Below are 18,308 nucleotides of genomic sequence, written 5' to 3'. Positions count from 1 at the left end.
TGCGCATTGGCTGGTCCTTTCGATTTTGTTTGACCTGCCTTGCAAGGGAAGAAAGGATGCGTCATCCGATCCCGACGTTGGCCGTTGTCCCCGCGCGGCCTTCGCAGAGGAAATGCCTGATGACGCTGCACGATGTCGCGCTCGACGACAAGTTCGATCTCGGGAAGGAGCGCATCTTCCTCTCCGGCGCGCAGGCCGTCATCCGCATGCTTCTGATGCAGCGCGAGCGCGACCGCCGCGCCGGCCTGAACACGGCTGGCTTCGTCTCAGGCTATCGCGGCTCGCCGCTCGGCGGCCTGGACATGCAGCTGTGGAAGGCCAAAAAGCAACTCGCTGGTGCCGATATCGTCTTCCAGCCCGGCCTCAACGAAGAGCTTGCCGCCACCGCCTGCTGGGGCTCGCAGCAGACGGAACTGCTGGGCGAGGGCACCCATGACGGCGTCTTTTCGGTCTGGTACGGCAAGGGGCCGGGTGTCGATCGTTCGGGCGATGTGTTCCGTCACGCCAATCTCGCCGGCTCGTCGAAACATGGCGGCGTCCTTGCGCTCATGGGCGACGACCACATGGCCGAATCCTCGACCAATGCGCACGCCACCGAATTCCTCTTCGTCGACACCATGGTGCCGATCCTCAACCCGGCCGGTGTGCAGGAGATCATCGACTATGGTCTGTACGGATTTGCCATGTCGCGCTTCGCCGGCACCTGGGCGGCGATCAAATGCGTCAAGGACAACATCGAATCGACGGCATCGGTCGATGCTTCGCTCGAACGGCTGAACATCGTTGTCCCGGAGTTCGACATGCCGCCGGGCGGCCTCAACATCCGCCATGAGATCGACATGCTTGGCCAGGAAGAGCGGCTGCATGAGCACAAGCGTGCCGCTGCGTCCGCCTTCATCCATGCCAATGGGCTGAACAGGATCGTCTATTCGGGCGGCCGCAATCCGAAGCTCGGCATCATCACGCTGGGCAAGAGCTACCTCGACGTCCGTCAGGCGCTGGAGGATATCGGCCTCGACGAGGCGGGCGCCAACCGCATCGGCGTGCGGCTGTTCAAGGTCGGCTGCCCCTGGCCGCTCGACCTGCGGCACATCGCCGAGTTCGCGCGCGGTCTCGACACCATTGTCGTGGTCGAGGAGAAACGCTCGCTGATCGAGGTACAGCTGCGCGAAAGCCTTTATGGCACGGCCTCGCAGCCGGTGATCGTCGGCAAGAAGGACGAGCGCGGCGACTGGCTGTTCCCGGCCAAGGGAGCGCTGGACCCCAACGAGATCGCCATTGCCCTTGGCGAGAGGATCGTGAAGACCATCGGCCCGTCCGAAGAGATTTCGGCAAGGATCGCGAAGCTGCGCCAGTTCCAGGCGATGCTGGCGGACGCCACCGACATCGGCTCGCGCACGCCCTTCTTCTGTTCAGGTTGTCCGCACAATTCCTCGACCAAGGTCCCTGACGGCTCGATCGCCGCCGCCGGCATCGGCTGCCACTTCATGGCGCTGTGGATGGACCGCAACACGCTGGGCTTCACCGCCATGGGCGGCGAGGGCGCGCAATGGGTCGGCCAGGCGCCGTTCTCCAAGCGCGACCACATTTTCCAGAATCTCGGCGACGGCACCTACAACCATTCCGGCACGCTGGCGATCCGCTTCGCCCTGTCGAGCGAAGCCAACATCACCTACAAGATCCTCTACAACGACGCCGTCGCCATGACCGGCGGCCAGCCGCATGAGGGCGGGCTGACCGTGGACATGATCGCCAGGCAGGTGCGGGCAGAGGGCGTCGACCGCATCGCCATCGTCACCGACGAGCCCGACAAATATGCGGGGAAGGTCGAGTTTCCGGCCGGCGCCACTGTCCACCACCGCGACGACCTCGACCTCGTCCAGCGCGAACTGCGCGGCGTCAAGGGTATGTCGGTTCTGCTCTATGACCAGACCTGCGCGGCCGAAAAGCGCCGGCGCCGCAAACGCGGCACCTTTCCCGACCCCGACAAACGCGTCTTCATCAACGAACTGGTCTGCGAAGGCTGCGGCGATTGCGGCGTGCAATCGAACTGCGTCTCGATCCAGCCGGTCGAGACCGAGTTCGGCCGCAAGCGCAAGATCGACCAGTCGAGCTGCAACAAGGACTTCTCCTGCGTCGACGGCTTCTGCCCGTCCTTCGTCACCGTGCACGGCGCCAAGATCCGCAAGGCAGAAGGCCTGGCCGGCAGGACCGACCCGCTTGAAGGCGTGCCGCCGCCAACCGAATTCCCGCTCGGCGTCGAGGGCTGGGCGGCGATCATCGACGGCGTCGGCGGCACCGGCGTCGTCACCGTGGGCGCCGTGCTCGGCATGGCGGCGCATCTGGAAAACAAGGGCTGCGGCATGATCGACATGGCCGGCCTCGCCCAGAAGGGCGGTTCGGTGTTCACCCATGTGCGCATCGCCCGCACACCGGAAGACATCAATGCCATCCGCGTTTCGGCGGGGAAGGCCGACCTCGTGCTCGGTTGCGATCTGGTCGTCTCGGGCGCCAAGAAGGTGCTGACCGCGGTGCGCGAGGGCCATACGATCTTCCTCGCCAACACCGCCGAGATCATGCCCGGCGAATTCGCCCGGTCGGCCGATTTCTCGCTGCCGGTCGAGCGCCTGAAGAAGGCAATCCGGTCCGCCGCCGGTGACGACAAGGCGCATTTCTTCGACGCCACCCGCACCGCCACCGCACTGTTCGGCAATTCGCTCGGCGCCAACATGTTCATGCTCGGCTTTGCCTTCCAGCATGGTGGTCTGCCGCTTTCGGCCGAAGCTGTTGAAAAGGCTATTGAATTGAACGGCGAAGCAGTGGCGATGAACATCGCCGCTTTCCGCTGGGGCCGCCGCGCCGCGCATCAGCCGGATTTCGTGCGTGGCCTCATCACACAGCCAGGCCCAACCTCCGCCGGCAAGGCCGGACAGGCTGCGCCGGTCGCTGAGACGCTGGACGATGTCATCGCCCGCCGCGTCGCTTTCCTGACCGCCTATCAGAACGCCGCCTATGGCCGGCGCTACGCTGACAAACTGGCCGTTTTGCGTGCCGCCGAGACAAGGGCCGTACCCGGCTCGACTGCAGTCATGGAAGCTGCGGCCAAGAACCTGTTCAAGCTGATGGCGATCAAGGACGAATACGAGGTGGCGCGGCTCTACACCGATGGCTCCTTCGCCGCCGAGCTAGGCAAGCAGTTCCAGAGCTACGAGAAACTCGAATTCCATCTCGCGCCGCCGATCATGGGGCGCCGCGGCAATGACGGCAAGCTCAGGAAATCGAGCTTCGGCCCTTGGATGATGAAGGGGTTTCGGCTGCTGGCGGCGATGAAGGGCCTGCGCGGCACTGCTTTCGACCTGTTCGGCTACACCGCCGAGCGGCGCATGGAGCGGCAGTTGCTGACGCAGTACGATGCCGATCTACAACTCGTGGCCAGCGCGCTGGCTCCGGGCAAGGTCGAGGCCGCGGTTGCCCTGGTCTCGGTCCCGGCGCTGATCCGCGGCTATGGCCATGTCCGGCAGGCCAGCGCCGAAAAGGCGGCGGGCGAGCGCCGCAGGTTGCTCGAACGTTTTGCGACGGCGCCGGCAAGGCCTGAACTCCAGGCCGCCGAGTGACGCGTCGTTTACCTGAACAAGAATTTCCCCGGCCTACGCAGGGTTAGCCGACTTGACGGCAGACGCCAAAACGGCGTCTCTAAACCTTTCTTAAGGCGAATGTGACATGACTGCGGTTCGTGCGACACCGCAGGCCATGCAAGAACACAAAGCCGCAGAGATAGGTGAGGACGTCTATGCTGGGTTCGTGCGATCGTTGTTTAACGATCCAGGGATCCTGCTGATTGGCGCGTTTTGCCATGGCCTCATCGGTATTCTCGTTTATTTCACCTCGGGGCATCCGGCCTATCTTGCATTGGCCGCGCTCATGCTTGCGGCCGGGCTTTACCGTTACTACGGCATCCGCAAAGGCCTGCGCGTTGGCAGTTTCGACACTTATGAACAAGCCAAGAAGTGGGAACGCTACTACCTCATTGGGGGCACCATCCAGGCCTTCTTCATGGGGCTTTTCTGCTTTACCTCAATCTATCTCATTCCCGATGTCTTTGGGGAAAGTGCCGCCATCGCCGTCATAATGGGCTCGACGGTGACCATTGTCGGACGCAATTACGGCTCCAAGACCATGGTTGCGGTGCAGGCCTTCACGGTGGTGCTGCCGATCGCGGTCGGGCTGATGCTGAAGGGCCATATCGGCGATTTCATCCTCGGCCTCTACATTATCCCATTCATCTTCATCATTACTCGCATGGCCAGCCACGTCCGCACCGTGCTGTTCAACGCCATTTCAGAACGCAAGACGGCGGCGAGGCTCGCCGAGCGCTTTAACCGTGCCCTCAACACCATGTCGCATGGCCTGGTCATGCTTGGCCCCGACGGCAAGGTCGTCGTCGGCAACGCCGAGGCCGCCCGTCTGATGTCGCTGCGCTCGCCCGACCAACTGCTCGGGCGGTCGATTCATTCGCTGCTGATGCGCGGCGTTGCCGGCGGCATGCTGGCGCCGAAGGACTGCCGCTATGTCGAGGCGCAGCTGACGCGCGCGTTGCGCGAGGGGCGCGACCGCAAGGTGCTGGTTTCCTTTTCCAACGGGCAGCACTTCGAATTCTCGGCGCGCGAGGGCAACCAGGAATTGGGCGTCATCACCTTCGAGGATGTAACGGCGCGTGTCGAAGCGGAGGAAAAAATCCGGTTCATGGCGCGCTACGACAACCTCACGGGCCTTCCGAACCGCGCCTATTTCCACGAACTGGTCGGCGAGCTGATGGCGTCGGGCGACCGCGATCGCCTGTGTGGCCTGGCCGTGGTCGACCTCGACGATTTCAAGAGCGTCAACGACACGCTCGGCCATCCTGTCGGCGACGGGCTGATCTACGCCGTCGCCGAGCGGCTGGCGGCCATCGCCGGCCAAGGCCTTACCGTCAGCCGCTTCGGCGGCGACGAGTTCATGCTGTTCTCCGACCGCATCGATGACGAAAGCCACCTAGCGAGCCTGCTCGACGGGATTTTCGCCGAGCTGCAGGGAGAGGTCGACGTCGCCGGGCATGGGTTGCGGATCCAGGCCAGCGCCGGCGCGGTGATGTCCAAGGTCGGCGAAACCGATGTCGACGGCATGATCGTCAAGGCGGACTTGGCGCTCTACAAGGCCAAGGAGCTCGGCAAGAACGGTTGGCGGCTGTTCGAGGGGGCGATGGACGCCGCGTTCCGCAACCGCCAGTTGATGAAGGCGGATCTGCGTAGTGCCGTGGAAAGCAAGGAACTGCGGGTCGTTTACCAGCCGATCGTGGCGATGAACACCATGCGCATCGCCGGCTGCGAGGCGCTTTGCCGCTGGGACCATCCCGATCTTGGGGCGATCTCGCCCGGCATCTTCATTCCGCTGGCCGAGGAGATGGGCATCATCTCCGAGATCAGCACCTTCGTGCTCCATGCGGCTTGCACCGAATGCGCCAAATGGCCTGACCAGACCAGCGTCTCGGTCAACCTTTCGGCCAGGGATTTCCGCAGCCGCGACGTCATCCAGAAGGTTCGCGATGCACTGGCGAACTCCGGCCTCGCCGCCGACCGCCTCGAGATTGAAGTCACCGAAACCGCGCTACTCGACGACAAGTCGCTGACGCGCCAGTATATCGAGGAACTGAAGCAGCTTGGCGTCCGCATCGCCCTGGACGATTTCGGCACCGGCTATTCAAGCCTGAGCTACCTCCACAAGCTGCCGCTCGACAAGATCAAGATCGACCGCTCGTTCCTGATGGACGTGACCCAGAGCAAGCGCTCGCTCGACCTGTTGAAGGGCATCGTCGACCTGACCCGGGTGCTCGGGCTGACGGTCACCATCGAAGGGGTTGAAACCTTTGAGCAACTGAAGATCCTGGTGCATTCGGTGAAGCCGGATCTCGTCCAGGGCTTCCTGTTCGGCGCAGCGCTTAGCGCCTCGGGCATCGAGACCATGTCCAACGTGACCTGGCCTTTCGCCGCGGAATTGCGGCCGGTCGCCAAACTCGCGACCCCCTGAATTCGCCCTTATTAATCGCTTGAAAAGCCCGCTTAAAAGGCGTTGTATCGAGGCGTTAACCGACTGTTAAGGTTAATATTCAGTAAACACAGACGATTAGAGTTTCATCTTCTTGTTCCTTCGGTCGTCCGGTATTGTTCTCCTGCGGCGGTACGAGGGGAAGTAATGGACACGCATCAGTCAGGTCAGTCTTCGGGCTCGGCGGTCAAACCTGAGCCTCTCTCGTCGTTTGCACGCAATGTGCTGGATGTACTGGAGCGCATCGAATACCGGCGCTGCGAAAGCGGCGAGGATCTCGAAGCGGTCTACCGGCTGCGCTACAAGGCCTTTCACACGCACGGCCTGCTCGACACCATTGTCGAACAGAAGCTCGCCGATCACCTTGACGAAGCGCGCAACTGCTACTGTTTCGGCGTCTTCATGGATGGCGAACTCGTCAGCACCGTCAGGCTCCATCACCTGAGCCGCGCGACCCCGGAAGCGCCGATCATGACCGTATTCGGCGATAGGCTGCTATTGCGGCTGGCGCGCGGCGAAACCTTCATCGATCCGAGCCGTCTGGCGATCGACCCGCAAATGTCGTCGGTCCACCGCGCGCTGCCCTTTGTCACGCTGCGGCTCGCTGTCATCGCCAACACTTTCTTCAAAGCCACCAGCTGCATTTCGATGATTCGCGAGGAGCACATGGCGTTCTACCATCGCATCTTCGGATCGGTGCAGGTCGGCGAACCTCGCCTCTATCCGCCCTTCACCATGCCGATCTACTTCTATGAATCCATTTGCGAGCAGAACATGGAGCCGACGCTTCAGCGGTTCCCCTTCTTCCAGTCGACGGCACTGGAGCGGCGCATGCTGTTTGCCAAGGTGCCAGCCGGTGAGCTCGCGCCGCTCACCATCCTACCCACCGCCAAATATTTTCGCGAAGCAGCCTAAGACCGACAAACCTGCGCAATTTGGCGTGAGCACTCCGGAGCTTTCGGGCCACTTCGGCGTTCTGGACGACACCACCCTGGCGCGCCCATCAAAAGGAGACCGACATGACCATCCACTCGCTCGCGCTCACGCCGCTCATCTCGCTGATAGCCGGTGTGCTGATCCTCATCATGCCGCGGCTGCTGAACTACATCGTCGCGCTCTATCTGATTGTCGTTGGACTGCTGGGCTTGTTCCCGCATCTGGCCGGCTGAGACAGCCGGGGCAAGCTTGGCGCAAGGCCACGGATTGCCTGGCATCGGCGGCCAGTTTCAATTTTCCCTTGAGGCAGTTGTCGGCTGCGATGCGGCAATACCGCCATTGCTCTCCGCCCGGCTTTTCGGTATGTGCCTGAAAGATGTCTTCGAAGGGGTATTCCTATGGCTGAGCACACGCCGACCGGTCCTGTAGAACTGGGCGCGAAGATGGACTATGCCGAGCATGACCGCACCTATGCGGGATTTCTGGCGCTTGCCAAATATGGCTCGCTCTTCTGCGGCGCTCTCCTCATAGCCATGGCTTTCGGATTCTTCGCGGGAGGGTTCTTCTCCGCGTTGATCCTGTTCGTGCTTATTCTGGCCGTCGGCGCCTTCATTCTGCGGTAAACCTTCCAAACCCTCCTGCGGTTGACGTCGCCGGGCATCCCGGTCGAGACTTCGCGCAGACAGGTTCCAGCCGAAAGGATCATGCGGTGGGACAGACGGTTTTCATCCCTCGTGAGCTTGACGCGAACGAGCCGCGTGTCGCGGCATCGCCCGACACGGTAAAGCGGCTGGCGGGCCTGGGCTTCGACGTGGTCGTCGAAGCTGGTGCCGGCACAAGGTCGCGTATCCCGGACGAAGAGTTTGCCAAGGCAGGTGCCGCCATCGGCAAGGCTTCGGATGCAGCCAAGGCCGATGTCGTGCTGAAGGTTCGCCGGCCAACGGATGCCGAGCTGAAGAGTTACAAAGCCGGCGCCGCGGTGATCGCCATCATGGACCCCTACGGCAACGATGCGGCGGTCGCGGCGTTGGCCAAGGCGGGTGTCACCGCGTTCTCGATGGAGTTCATGCCGCGCATCACCCGCGCACAATCGATGGACGTCCTGTCCTCGCAGGCCAACCTTGCCGGATACCAGGCGGTCATCGACGGCGCCTCGGAATATGATCGTGCATTGCCGATGATGATGACGGCGGCTGGCACCGTTCCCGCCGCCAAGGTCTTCATCATGGGCGTCGGCGTCGCCGGCCTGCAGGCGATCGCCACGGCGCGCCGTCTCGGCGCGGTCGTCACCGCCACCGATGTTCGCCCCGCCGCCAAGGAACAGGTCGCTTCGCTTGGTGCGAAATTCCTGGCGGTCGAGGACGAGGAGTTCAAGGCCGCCGAAACGGCAGGCGGCTACGCAAAGGAAATGTCGAAGGAATATCAGGCCAAACAGGCGGCACTCACCGCCGAGCACATCGCCAAGCAGGACATCGTCATCACCACGGCGCTGATCCCCGGCCGGCCGGCGCCGAAGCTGGTCTCGGCGGCAATGGTCGCCTCGATGAAACCGGGCTCGGTGATCGTCGACCTCGCTGTCGAGCGCGGCGGCAATGTCGAGGGTGCTGAAGCCGGCAAGGTTGTCACCACCGCCAACAATGTGAAGATCGTCGGCCACCTCAATGTGCCCGGCCGCGTCGCGGCATCGGCCTCGCTGCTTTATGCCAAAAACCTGTTCGCCTTCCTCGAGACGCTGGTCGACAAGGCCGCCAAGACGCTGGCCATCAACCGCGATGACGATCTGGTCAAGGCAACGATGCTGACTGATGGCGGCAAGGTTGTTCATCCGGCCTTCGCCAAGGCTGACCAGCAGCCATATGTCGAGCCGGCGGCGATCCCGGCCACGACCATGGTCGCCGATGCCGCGGCTGCGCCCAAGAAGTCCGCGCCCAGGAAGGCCGCCGCATCCAAGTCAGCCTCGCCGAAGCCGAAAGGGACCGCGTGATGGACCAGACCTTGCAGAAAGCCCTTGATCAGCTCGACCAGGCAAGCGCTGCCGTTCGGCTCGCGGTGCAGAACCTGGCCAATGCCCCAGGCGGTGCCGACGCCGCCGGCGATGCCGCGCACGCGCTGTCGGGGGGCGCCATCGATCCCTTCGTCTTTCGTTTCGCGATTTTCGTGCTGGCGATCTTCGTCGGCTACTACGTCGTCTGGTCGGTGACCCCTGCCTTGCACACGCCGCTGATGGCCGTCACCAACGCCATCTCGTCCGTCATCGTCGTCGGCGCGCTGCTCGCCGTCGGCATCGCGGCTTCCGGCGTTGCAGCCGGCTTCGGCTTCGTCGCGCTGGTGCTGGTCTCGGTCAACATCTTCGGCGGCTTCCTCGTCACCCAGCGCATGCTGGCCATGTACAAGAAGAAGGACAAGTGACGTGACCGTCAATCTCGCTTCCTTCCTCTATCTGGTGTCCGGCGTCCTGTTCATCATGGCGTTGCGCGGCCTGTCGCACCCGACCACCAGCCGTCAGGGCAATCTCTACGGCATGGTCGGCATGGGCATCGCCATCGCCACCACGCTGGCGCTGGCGACCCCCAGCGCCGGCCGCTTTGGCCTGATCGTGCTCGGCCTCGCGATTGGCGGCTTGGTCGGCGCCGTCACCGCGCGCCGCATCGCCATGACCTCGATGCCGCAACTGGTCGCGGCCTTCCACTCGCTGGTCGGCCTTGCCGCCGTCATGGTGGCCGCCGCCGCCATCTACGCGCCGGAAAGCTTCGGCATCGGCACGGCGGGCGACATCCACGCCCAGGCGCTCATTGAGATGAGCCTTGGCGTTGCCATCGGCGCCATCACCTTCACCGGTTCGGTCATCGCCTTCTTGAAACTTGATGGCCGCATGTCGGGCAAGCCGATCATGATCGGCGGCCGCCATGTCATCAACGCCGCACTCGGTATCGCATTGATCGTGCTGATCGTGCTTCTGGTCACCACCGAGGCCAAGCTGGTGTTCTGGCTGATCGTCGCTGCCTCGCTGCTGCTTGGCGTGCTCCTGATCATCCCGATCGGCGGCGCCGACATGCCTGTCGTCGTCTCGATGCTCAACTCCTATTCCGGCTGGGCGGCTGCTGCCCTTGGCTTCACGCTCGGCAATCTGGCGCTGATCATCACCGGCGCGCTGGTTGGCTCGTCCGGTGCCATCCTGTCCTACATCATGTGCAAGGGCATGAACCGAAGCTTCATCTCGGTCATTCTCGGGGGCTTCGGCGGCGAGACCGCGGCTGCGGCCGACGACGGCATCGAGCGCACCGTCAAGCAGGGTTCGGCTGACGACGCCGCCTACCTGATGATGAACGCACAGAAAGTCATCATCGTGCCGGGATACGGCATGGCGGTCGCCCAGGCGCAGCACGCGTTGCGCGAAATGGCCGACAAGCTCAAGGCCAACGGCGTCGATGTGAAATACGCCATCCACCCCGTTGCCGGCCGTATGCCTGGCCACATGAATGTTCTGCTCGCCGAAGCGAACGTCCCCTACGACGAGGTGTTCGAACTCGAGGACATCAATTCGGAATTCGCGCAGGCCGATGTCGCCTATGTCATCGGCGCCAATGACGTCACCAACCCTTCGGCCCGCGACGACAAGTCGTCGCCCATTTATGGCATGCCTATCCTCGACGTCGACAAGGCCCGCACCTGCCTGTTCGTCAAGCGTTCCCTCGGTTCCGGCTATGCCGGCATCGACAACACGCTGTTCTACAAGGACGGCACCATGATGCTGCTCGGCGACGCCAAGAAGATGACCGAGGAAATCGTCAAGGCCATGGACCACTGATCCGGCCGGATCCGCAACTCGACGCATGAAAAAAGCCCAGCTCGATGCTGGGCTTCTTCATGTCTGAGGGTCGGGCGCAGGTCAGCGGCTGGTGAGGAAGACCGCTTCCTCTTCATCTCGCTGCCTGCCGCCGAGCGCCGCGGCGGCGCTGGCGATAAAGGCGCCGATGGCCAGAGACAGGGCACCGAGCAGCGCGAAGGTGGCGCTTGCCTTCCTCGCCGTGTCGGCCGCCTGCTTTGCCTTGGCCTTCGCGTCCTGTGCCTTCGCCAGGACGGTGTCGACACGCGCCTTGGCATCGGCCTCGGAAAGCCCGGTGCGCGCCGCGACCAATTGCGCCAGGTAGGTCTTGTCTTCCGGGGAGACCTCGCCGGCGACGGCGCCGGCGATCAGGATGCGCGAGGCCTGCCCGGCGGCAGCGGCTTGGTCGGCCGGATTGGCGGTCGCAAGCTTGGCCGGATCGGCCGGCCTGAACAGCGAATCCACCAGATAGGAGGTCGCGTTGTCGATCGATGCGCCGCTGGCGTTGGCCGAGGTCCCGGCGGACGCACCCATGGCGGCTCCCGAGGCTACCGTGGACGCCGCCTGTACACCTGAACCAATCGCGGCGGACAGCGCCGAGCCAAGCACACCCGCGACCAGCAAGGTGGCCAGTGCCCAGGCGAGAAAGCCGTGCGCGGTGTCACGGAAATAGACCTCGTCGGTGTGGATGCCCACCCATTTGGTCCGCAACCGGCCCGCAAGGTAGCCGCCTACACCAGACGACAGCCATTGCACGATTACCAGCCAGACTGCGGTGGAAACCGCGAAGGTGGTGATCGACGCACTAGAGCCCGACCAGGGTGAAACCATGCTCAGGCCAAGGCCTGAACCGAGCAGCATGAGGATGAACGTCAACGTCGAGGCCGCGAAGGCCCCGGCAATGATCGGTCCCCAACTGACAGCGGTGGCGGATGATTCCGCCGAAGCGGAGACGTCAACAGCCGATAGGGTGGACTGCATCGAGGCCCCCTACCGTACGAACAACATGATGAGAATGATGATTGGAATCGGAATGCCGAGCAACCAAAGCAAAATGCCGCGTCCCATAGAGGTCTCCTTGCAAGAAATTGTGATCGATGGCTTCACAATGTCTCACAGGGACTTCTGTTCCGGCGGAACTTGAAATGATTTTGTTTGCCGACAATGGAACAAATTGGTGCGCCACGGGGCGCCAATTTGCCGTCGGTCAAATATCCAGGTTGGCGACCGACAGCGCGTTGTCCTGGATGAACTCGCGCCGTGGCTCCACCTCGTCGCCCATCAGCCGCGAGAACAGGCTGTCGGCATCGGTCGCGTCGTTGACCTTGACCTGCAGCAGCGAACGCACATTCGGGTCGAGCGTGGTCTCCCAGAGCTGCTCGGCATTCATTTCGCCGAGACCCTTGTAGCGTTGCATCGTCAGTCCCTTGCGGCCGGTCGCAAAGACCGCGTTGAGCAGCGCCAGCGGTCCCGAGACGGTTTCGGACACCTCCTTGCGGCGCAGTACCGGCGGCGTCCCGTAGACCTCGCTGAGGCGCTGCGCGTAGCGGTCGAGCTGGCGTGCGTCGGCTGAATTGATCAGCGCCATGTCGAGATGGGCGTATTCCTTGACGCTGCGCACGGTGCGTTCGAAGACATAGCCGCCGACACCCTCGTTCGAGGTCGACATGCGGCCGGTCCAGCCGCGCTCGGTGTCCTCGGCGATAATGTCGAGGCGTTGCGCGATCCGCTCGGCCATCGCGTTGGCGCGGCCAAGATCGGCGAAGATTTCGGGATTGAGCCCGCCGGCGATCGCGGCCTGCTCGACGACGTCGCGGTTGTAGCGCGTGTGCAGGCCGTTGATGAGCTGGCGCACAGCCAGCGCATCGGCAACGGCGCTGTGCAGATCCTGTCCGGTACGCACCTCCCCTGAGCCTAGCGTGAGCGATGCTTCCTCCAACCCGGAATCGATCAGGAATTCTTCGAAGGCACTCTCGTTCTTGATATATTGCGAGCTCTTGCCGCGCGTCACCTTATAGAGCGGCGGCTGGGCGATGTAGAGATGGCCGCGCTCGATCAGCTCCGGCATCTGCCGGAAGAAGAAGGTGAGCAGCAAGGTTCTGATATGGGCGCCGTCGACGTCGGCGTCGGTCATCAGGATGATCTTGTGGTAACGCAGCTTGTCGGCGTTGAATTCGTCCTTGCCGATCGAGGTGCCGAGCGCGGTGATCAGCGTGCCGATCATGTCGGACGAGAGCATGCGGTCGAAGCGGGCCCGCTCGACATTGAGGATCTTGCCGCGCAGGGGAAGAATCGCCTGGTTCTGGCGCGACCTACCGCCCTTGGCGGAGCCGCCTGCCGAGTCACCCTCGACGATGAAGATTTCGGACTTCGCCGGGTCGCGTTCCTGGCAGTCGGCCAGCTTGCCGGGCAGCGAGGTGACGCCGAGCGAGGTCTTGCGGGTGATGTCGCGCGCCTTGCGCGCGGCTTCGCGCGCCGCCGCGGCCTGGATCACCTTGTCGACAACCACCTTGCCCTCGGTCGGATGCTCTTCGAGCCATGTGCCGAGCGCTTCGTTGACCAGCCCTTCGACCACGGGACGGACTTCCGACGAGACAAGCTTGTCCTTGGTCTGCGACGAGAATTTCGGATCGGGAACCTTGACCGACAGCACCGCTGTCAGGCCCTCGCGGCAATCGTCGCCGATCAGCGAGACCTTTTCCTTCTTGGTCAGGCCCGAGGATTCGCCATAGCCGGTGATCTGGCGGGTAAGCGCGCCGCGAAAACCGGCCAGGTGTGTGCCGCCGTCGCGCTGCGGGATGTTGTTGGTGAAGGCCAGCACGTTCTCGTGGTAGCTGTCGTTCCACCACATCGCCACTTCGACGGTGATGCCGTCGCGTTCGGCCCTGATGGCGATCGGTTTCTCGATCAGCGGCTTCTTGACGCGATCGAGATATTTGACGAACTCTTCCAGGCCCCCGTCATAGTGCAGTTCATGCTTCACGACATCGGCGTGACGGGCGTCTGTCAGCACGATGCGTACGCCGGAATTGAGGAAGGCGAGTTCGCGCAGCCGATGCTCCAGCGTGCCGAAATCGAACTCGACCATGGTGAAGGTCTCGGCGGACGGGAAGAAGGTGATCTCGCTGCCGCTGCGGCCCTCGTTGGTACCTGGGCGCTTGTCCTGCTCATAGCTGCCGGTCGCCTTCAGCGGCGCGTCGGCATCGCCATGGGTAAAGCTCATTTCGAAGATCTGGCCGTTGCGGCGGATTTTCAGCTTCAGCCAGGCCGACAGCGCGTTGACCACCGAGACGCCGACGCCATGCAGGCCGCCAGACACCTTGTAGGAGTTCTGGTCGAATTTTCCGCCGGCATGCAACTGCGTCATGATCACTTCGGCCGCCGAAATGCCCTCGCTGGGGTGAATATCGGTCGGAATGCCACGGCCATTGTCGATAACCGTCACCGAGCCATCGGGATTGAGTGTCACCGAAACCAGGTCGGCATGGCCGGCCAGCGCCTCGTCGATGGCGTTGTCCACCACCTCATAAACCATGTGGTGCAGGCCCGAACCGTCATCGGTGTCGCCGATATACATGCCGGGCCGCTTGCGGACAGCGTCCAAGCCCTTCAAAACCTTGATGGAATCGGCACCGTATTCGGCTTCAGCGCCGTTGGTGTTCTCGGTCTGGTCGCTCATGAAAACCTGTTGTCTAGATGCCGCTTTTACAGCGCGAAAGACCGGCCCCGAATCGCGCTTCTGGTATAGGGTAGATATAGGCTCTAAAGGCGGTTTTTCCAAGGTTTGCAGGCATTTCCCGGGAGGTTGAGCCGGCTGTCCACGCAGGGCTCTCGCCGCGCCCTATCCGTCTTGGCCACGCGGTCCCTGAAAGGCTTGACCGTGACGTCGTACCGCGACGCGAGCCGCCCGCTCGGCCAGGCTCCGGCGTCATGTCGAGCACCAGGGAAAGCACTGACCGGCGTGAGCAAGCCAGGTCGAAAATCGGCTCTTCAGCCCGCGCGCATCGGCTTCAGCGCTTCGCTCCAGCGCAACAGTTCGTCCAGCATGGTCTTGGTCCCGCCCCGCACCTGCTCGCCGGCATCGAAGGCGCCATTCTCGTCGAGCAGCTTCTGGTACAGCGGCAGCGCGACGCCTTCCGGGATCGGCATGACCCCGACCGCGGTCAACAGCGGCTTCAGCGCCTGCGCCGCGCGCAGGCCGCCGGAGACGCCGCCATAGCTGAAGATGGCGGCGGGCTTGTATTTCCATTCGCGGGCGAGATAGTCGATCGCGTTGACGATCGCGGGCGCCGCGAAATAATTGTATTCCGGCGCCACGAAGACGAAGGCGTCGGCGGCGTCGATCGCTTTCGACCAGGCCTTGGTGTGGTCGTTCTGATAGTTGCCGAGCCTTGGATGATGCGGCTCGTCCAGCACCGGCAGACCGAAGGCGGCGATATCGGTCAGCACCGGCTCGAATTTTCCGTGCTCGCGGGCGAACGCCTGCAACCACGCGGCAAAAACCGGACCGGCGCGGCCCGGCCGCGTGCTGCCGATGATGATGTTCAACTGGTGCTTCAAGGCTGGCTCCTTTTCGGGCGGTATCCGTTGGTGACTGTCACTACGACAGGGCGTTCCGGCGGACAAGGTCGGTCGCCTGACGGAACGGCCACAATGGGATAAACAGACTGTCTTCCCTGACGTTCCTGCCGGCATGGTTCGGTCTGCCGTTCGGTCACATGGACGCCCGGTGTGCCGGTCACTACATTGGTAGGAATAGCGGAGCACTTTTATGGATAGTCAGCCCGCCCCCTTCGTTCCTCCCGCTCCGAAGCCGCGCACATCGCCGCCTTCGACCCTGGAGATGATCCGCATCGTCTATCGCAATCCGCTCGAACTCTGGGGCGAGCCGACCTACAACGAACCCTGGATCTCGGCCAAGGGAGCCGGCGGACCGCTGGTCATAGCCAATAATCCCGGCCTGATCCGCCATGTGCTGGTCGACAACGCCAAAAACTACAAGATGGCGACGGTGCGCCAGAAAATCCTGAGGCCGATCCTGCGCGATGGCCTGCTGACCGCCGAGGGCGAGGTGTGGAAGCGGTCGCGCAAGGCGATGGCGCCGGTGTTCACGCCGCGACACATCTTCGGCTTTGCCCAGCCGATGCTGAAGCGCACGCTGGAATTCGTCACCCGTTACGAGTCGGGCGGCACCTCGGACATCGCCCACGACATGACGCTGCTCACCTACGATATCCTGGCCGAGACGCTGTTTTCCGGGGAGATTGCAGGCGAGCCGGGCAGTTTCGCCAATGAGATCGATCGCCTGTTCGAGACCATGGGCCGCGTCGATCCGCTCGACCTGTTGCGCGCCCCCGACTGGCTGCCACGGCTGACCCGCATCCGCGGCCGCAAGACCATGGCCTATTTCCGCAAGATCGTGACCGACACGGTCAAGATGCGCGAACAAGCATTCAGGCGTGACCCCGATGCCGTGCCGCAGGATTTCCTGACGCTGCTGCTCAAGGCCGAAGGCCCCGACGGGCTGACGCGGCCGGAAGTCGAGGACAACATCATCACCTTCATCGGCGCCGGCCACGAGACCACGGCGCGTGCGCTCGGCTGGACGATTTATTGCCTCGCCGAATCGCCCTGGGAGCGCGACCGGGTCGAACAGGAAATCGAGCAGGTTCTGGCGCGCGAGCCGGATCCAACGAAATGGCTCGACGCCATGCCACTGACTCGCGCCGCCTTCGACGAGGCGCTTCGGCTCTACCCGCCGGCGCCGTCGATCAATCGCGAGCCGATCGTGCCGGAAATGTGGAAGGATCTCTACATTCCCAAGCACGCCGCCGTGCTGGTGATGCCGTGGGTCGTTCACCGCCACAGGAAGCTGTGGGACAAGCCTGACGCCTTCCTGCCCGAACGCTTCCACCCGGGAAACCGCGAAAAAATCGACCGGTTCCAGTATCTGCCCTTCGGCGCCGGTCCGCGCGTCTGCATTGGCGCCAGCTTCGCCATGCAGGAGGCGATCATCGCGCTCGCCATCCTTTTGTCACGCTTCCGCTTCGACACGACGGCTGAAACAAAGCCCTGGCCGGTGCAGAAATTGACCACGCAGCCGCAAGGCGGATTGCCGATGCGGGTCACGCCTCGCCGTCGTTGAGGGCTGGGATTATACTGCGGGCTTGCGCTGCTGGAATTGGCCGGCGGCGCGGAAGCGCCAGAGATAGCTGGGCAGGATCGTCGCGATCGATTGTGGCTGGATGCCGAGCCCCACCAGTGTCCGGTTGGCCTTGACGGCTTCGTCCGAAACGACGTTGTGCTCGCGCAACTGCATCACCTGGTCCTTGGTCAGCAGCGGATTGGGCAACAATCCGAGGATCGAGGCCTGGATGTTCGCCAACCACCACGGCACCGGCACCAGCAGGCGCTTGCGCTCGATCACGGTGAGCAGTTCCTGCATGCACTCCTTGAAGGTGAGCACCGCAGGGCCGCCAAGCTCGTAGACCTGGCCGCCATCGATCTTGCCGTCGACCGAACGCGCCACGGCTTCGGCGACGTCGCCGACATAGACTGGCTGGAACTTGGTCTGGCCGCCGCCGATCAGCGGCAGCACCGGCGAATAGCGCGCCATACTGGCGAAGCGGTTGAAGAAACTGTCTTCCGGTCCGAAGATGATCGAGGGACGGAAGATCACGGCATTGTTGATCGTCTCCAGCACGGCCTGCTCGCCAAGTTCCTTGGTGCGCGCATAGTCCGATTCGGAGTTCGCATCGGCGCCAAGCGCCGAAATATGTGTGAATCCGGCGCCAACCGAGCGCGCGGCCTCGGCAACGGCGCGGGCGCCGAACTCGTGCACGGCGGAGAATTTCTGCCGGCCGCTCTCATGCAGGATGGCGACGAGATTGACGACGTGGTCGGCACCTGGCACAGCGCGGTCGACCGACCAGCGTACGCGCACATTGGCCTGCACCGGCTGGATCTGGCCGACATTGCCGAGTGGCTGCAGATGGCCGGCAAGATCGGGCCGCCGGCAGGGGACCCGGATGCGGTAGCCGCGCTTGGCAAGCGCCCGCACGACATGGCGGCCGACAAAGCCCGACCCGCCAAAGACGACGACGAGCTTTGGGGTCTGCAGGATTTCGGTCATGGCGGGCTCCGGCGCGTTCCAGATGGCTTGGCTGAGCCGTTTCATAGTCCGTTTTGCGCCAAAGGCAAAGGGTGACGCGTCGTCGCTGTCCCTGTTCTTTCTCAGCTATTCCAGGAAAATTACGGAGCGGTTTTCCGTGCGGGAACTGCGTCGGACGAAAGAGCTGCTCCAAGCAAAGGGGCAGGGCGACGAACGTTTCCGTGCCGCACGAAGCGAACGCAGAAAACCCCGCCGAAGCGGGGTTTCCCGGGTGAAGCTCATGCCGAAACCTGGGTCCAACGAGGCGGCCTGACCTGAGACGGTATCAGCGTGGCGTGAAGCAAATACGCCCGC

Annotated in this window: 14 protein-coding genes; 10 read left to right on the top strand and 4 right to left on the bottom strand. The window is 63.3% G+C overall.

What is annotated here, in order from left to right; all coding sequences use genetic code 11:
• Positions 1-119 precede the first annotated feature (119 nt).
• The 8 genes from LB556_RS06150 (at position 120) to LB556_RS06115 (ending at position 10,825) form a co-directional block, all read left to right on the top strand.
• Positions 120-3,614 carry an indolepyruvate ferredoxin oxidoreductase family protein gene (locus LB556_RS06150; protein WP_224565149.1) on the top strand — a complete coding sequence of 1,165 codons (3,495 nt, stop codon included), beginning with the start codon at positions 120-122 and terminating at the stop codon, positions 3,612-3,614.
• A gap of 106 nt (positions 3,615-3,720) precedes the next feature.
• Positions 3,721-6,063, top strand: coding sequence for a putative bifunctional diguanylate cyclase/phosphodiesterase (locus LB556_RS06145; protein ID WP_224565147.1), 2,343 nt, complete (start codon positions 3,721-3,723; stop codon positions 6,061-6,063).
• 165 nt (positions 6,064-6,228) lie between these two features.
• Entirely contained in the window at positions 6,229-6,996 is a 768-nt protein-coding gene (locus LB556_RS06140) for an N-acyl amino acid synthase FeeM domain-containing protein (RefSeq protein ID WP_224565145.1), read from the top strand.
• A gap of 104 nt (positions 6,997-7,100) precedes the next feature.
• The gene (locus tag LB556_RS06135) at positions 7,101-7,250 is read left to right on the top strand and encodes a DUF3096 domain-containing protein (RefSeq protein WP_015314280.1); all 150 of its coding nucleotides are present in this window, start codon (positions 7,101-7,103) and stop codon (positions 7,248-7,250) included.
• A gap of 165 nt (positions 7,251-7,415) precedes the next feature.
• Positions 7,416-7,640: an aa3-type cytochrome c oxidase subunit IV gene (locus tag LB556_RS06130; protein ID WP_224565143.1), complete on the top strand. Its 225-nt coding sequence runs from the start codon at positions 7,416-7,418 to the stop codon at positions 7,638-7,640.
• An 86-nt stretch (positions 7,641-7,726) separates the two neighbouring features.
• A complete protein-coding gene (locus tag LB556_RS06125) occupies positions 7,727-9,001 on the top strand; it encodes a Re/Si-specific NAD(P)(+) transhydrogenase subunit alpha (RefSeq protein WP_224565142.1) in 1,275 nt (424 codons plus the stop codon).
• Entirely contained in the window at positions 9,001-9,426 is a 426-nt protein-coding gene (locus LB556_RS06120) for a proton-translocating transhydrogenase family protein (RefSeq protein WP_263485122.1), read from the top strand. Before LB556_RS06125 ends, LB556_RS06120 begins: the two co-directional genes overlap by 1 nt.
• A 1-nt stretch (position 9,427) precedes the next feature.
• Positions 9,428-10,825, top strand: a complete 1,398-nt coding sequence (locus LB556_RS06115; RefSeq protein ID WP_224565137.1) for an NAD(P)(+) transhydrogenase (Re/Si-specific) subunit beta — start codon at positions 9,428-9,430, stop codon at positions 10,823-10,825.
• Between the two features lie 81 nt (positions 10,826-10,906).
• On the opposite strand, the gene LB556_RS06110 is transcribed toward LB556_RS06115, so the two are convergent.
• The 3 genes from LB556_RS06110 to LB556_RS06100 all read right to left on the bottom strand — a co-directional run bounded on the left by LB556_RS06110 (position 10,907) and on the right by LB556_RS06100 (position 15,403).
• The gene (locus LB556_RS06110; RefSeq protein WP_224565135.1) at positions 10,907-11,824 is read right to left on the bottom strand and encodes a hypothetical protein; all 918 of its coding nucleotides are present in this window, start codon (positions 11,822-11,824) and stop codon (positions 10,907-10,909) included.
• A gap of 226 nt (positions 11,825-12,050) precedes the next feature.
• Entirely contained in the window at positions 12,051-14,522 is a 2,472-nt protein-coding gene (gene gyrB, locus LB556_RS06105) for a DNA topoisomerase (ATP-hydrolyzing) subunit B (RefSeq protein ID WP_224565133.1), read from the bottom strand.
• Positions 14,523-14,833: 311 nt separating this feature from the next.
• Entirely contained in the window at positions 14,834-15,403 is a 570-nt protein-coding gene (locus LB556_RS06100) for an NADPH-dependent FMN reductase (RefSeq protein ID WP_224565131.1), read from the bottom strand.
• A 211-nt stretch (positions 15,404-15,614) separates the two neighbouring features.
• On the opposite strand from LB556_RS06100, the gene LB556_RS06095 reads away from it, so the two are divergent.
• The gene (locus LB556_RS06095; RefSeq protein WP_224565128.1) at positions 15,615-16,988 is read left to right on the top strand and encodes a cytochrome P450; all 1,374 of its coding nucleotides are present in this window, start codon (positions 15,615-15,617) and stop codon (positions 16,986-16,988) included.
• Between the two features lie 9 nt (positions 16,989-16,997).
• On the opposite strand, the gene LB556_RS06090 is transcribed toward LB556_RS06095, so the two are convergent.
• On the bottom strand, positions 16,998-17,975 hold the full coding sequence (locus LB556_RS06090) for a complex I NDUFA9 subunit family protein (protein WP_224565126.1): 978 nt from the start codon (positions 17,973-17,975) through the stop codon (positions 16,998-17,000).
• On the opposite strand from LB556_RS06090, the gene LB556_RS06085 reads away from it, so the two are divergent.
• Positions 17,974-18,267 (top strand): hypothetical protein, encoded by a 294-nt coding sequence (locus LB556_RS06085; RefSeq protein ID WP_224565124.1) that lies wholly within the window; start codon positions 17,974-17,976, stop codon positions 18,265-18,267. The two genes, LB556_RS06090 and LB556_RS06085, sit on opposite strands and share 2 nt — an antisense overlap.
• The last annotated feature ends 41 nt before the right edge of the window (positions 18,268-18,308 follow it).

It is taken from the genome of Mesorhizobium sp. ES1-4, assembly GCF_020164745.1.
In the GTDB taxonomy this organism is placed as follows: Bacteria; Pseudomonadota; Alphaproteobacteria; order Rhizobiales; family Rhizobiaceae; genus Mesorhizobium.
Note: the sequence above shows the minus strand (reverse complement) of the source record. Positions and strands in the feature narration are given on the sequence as shown.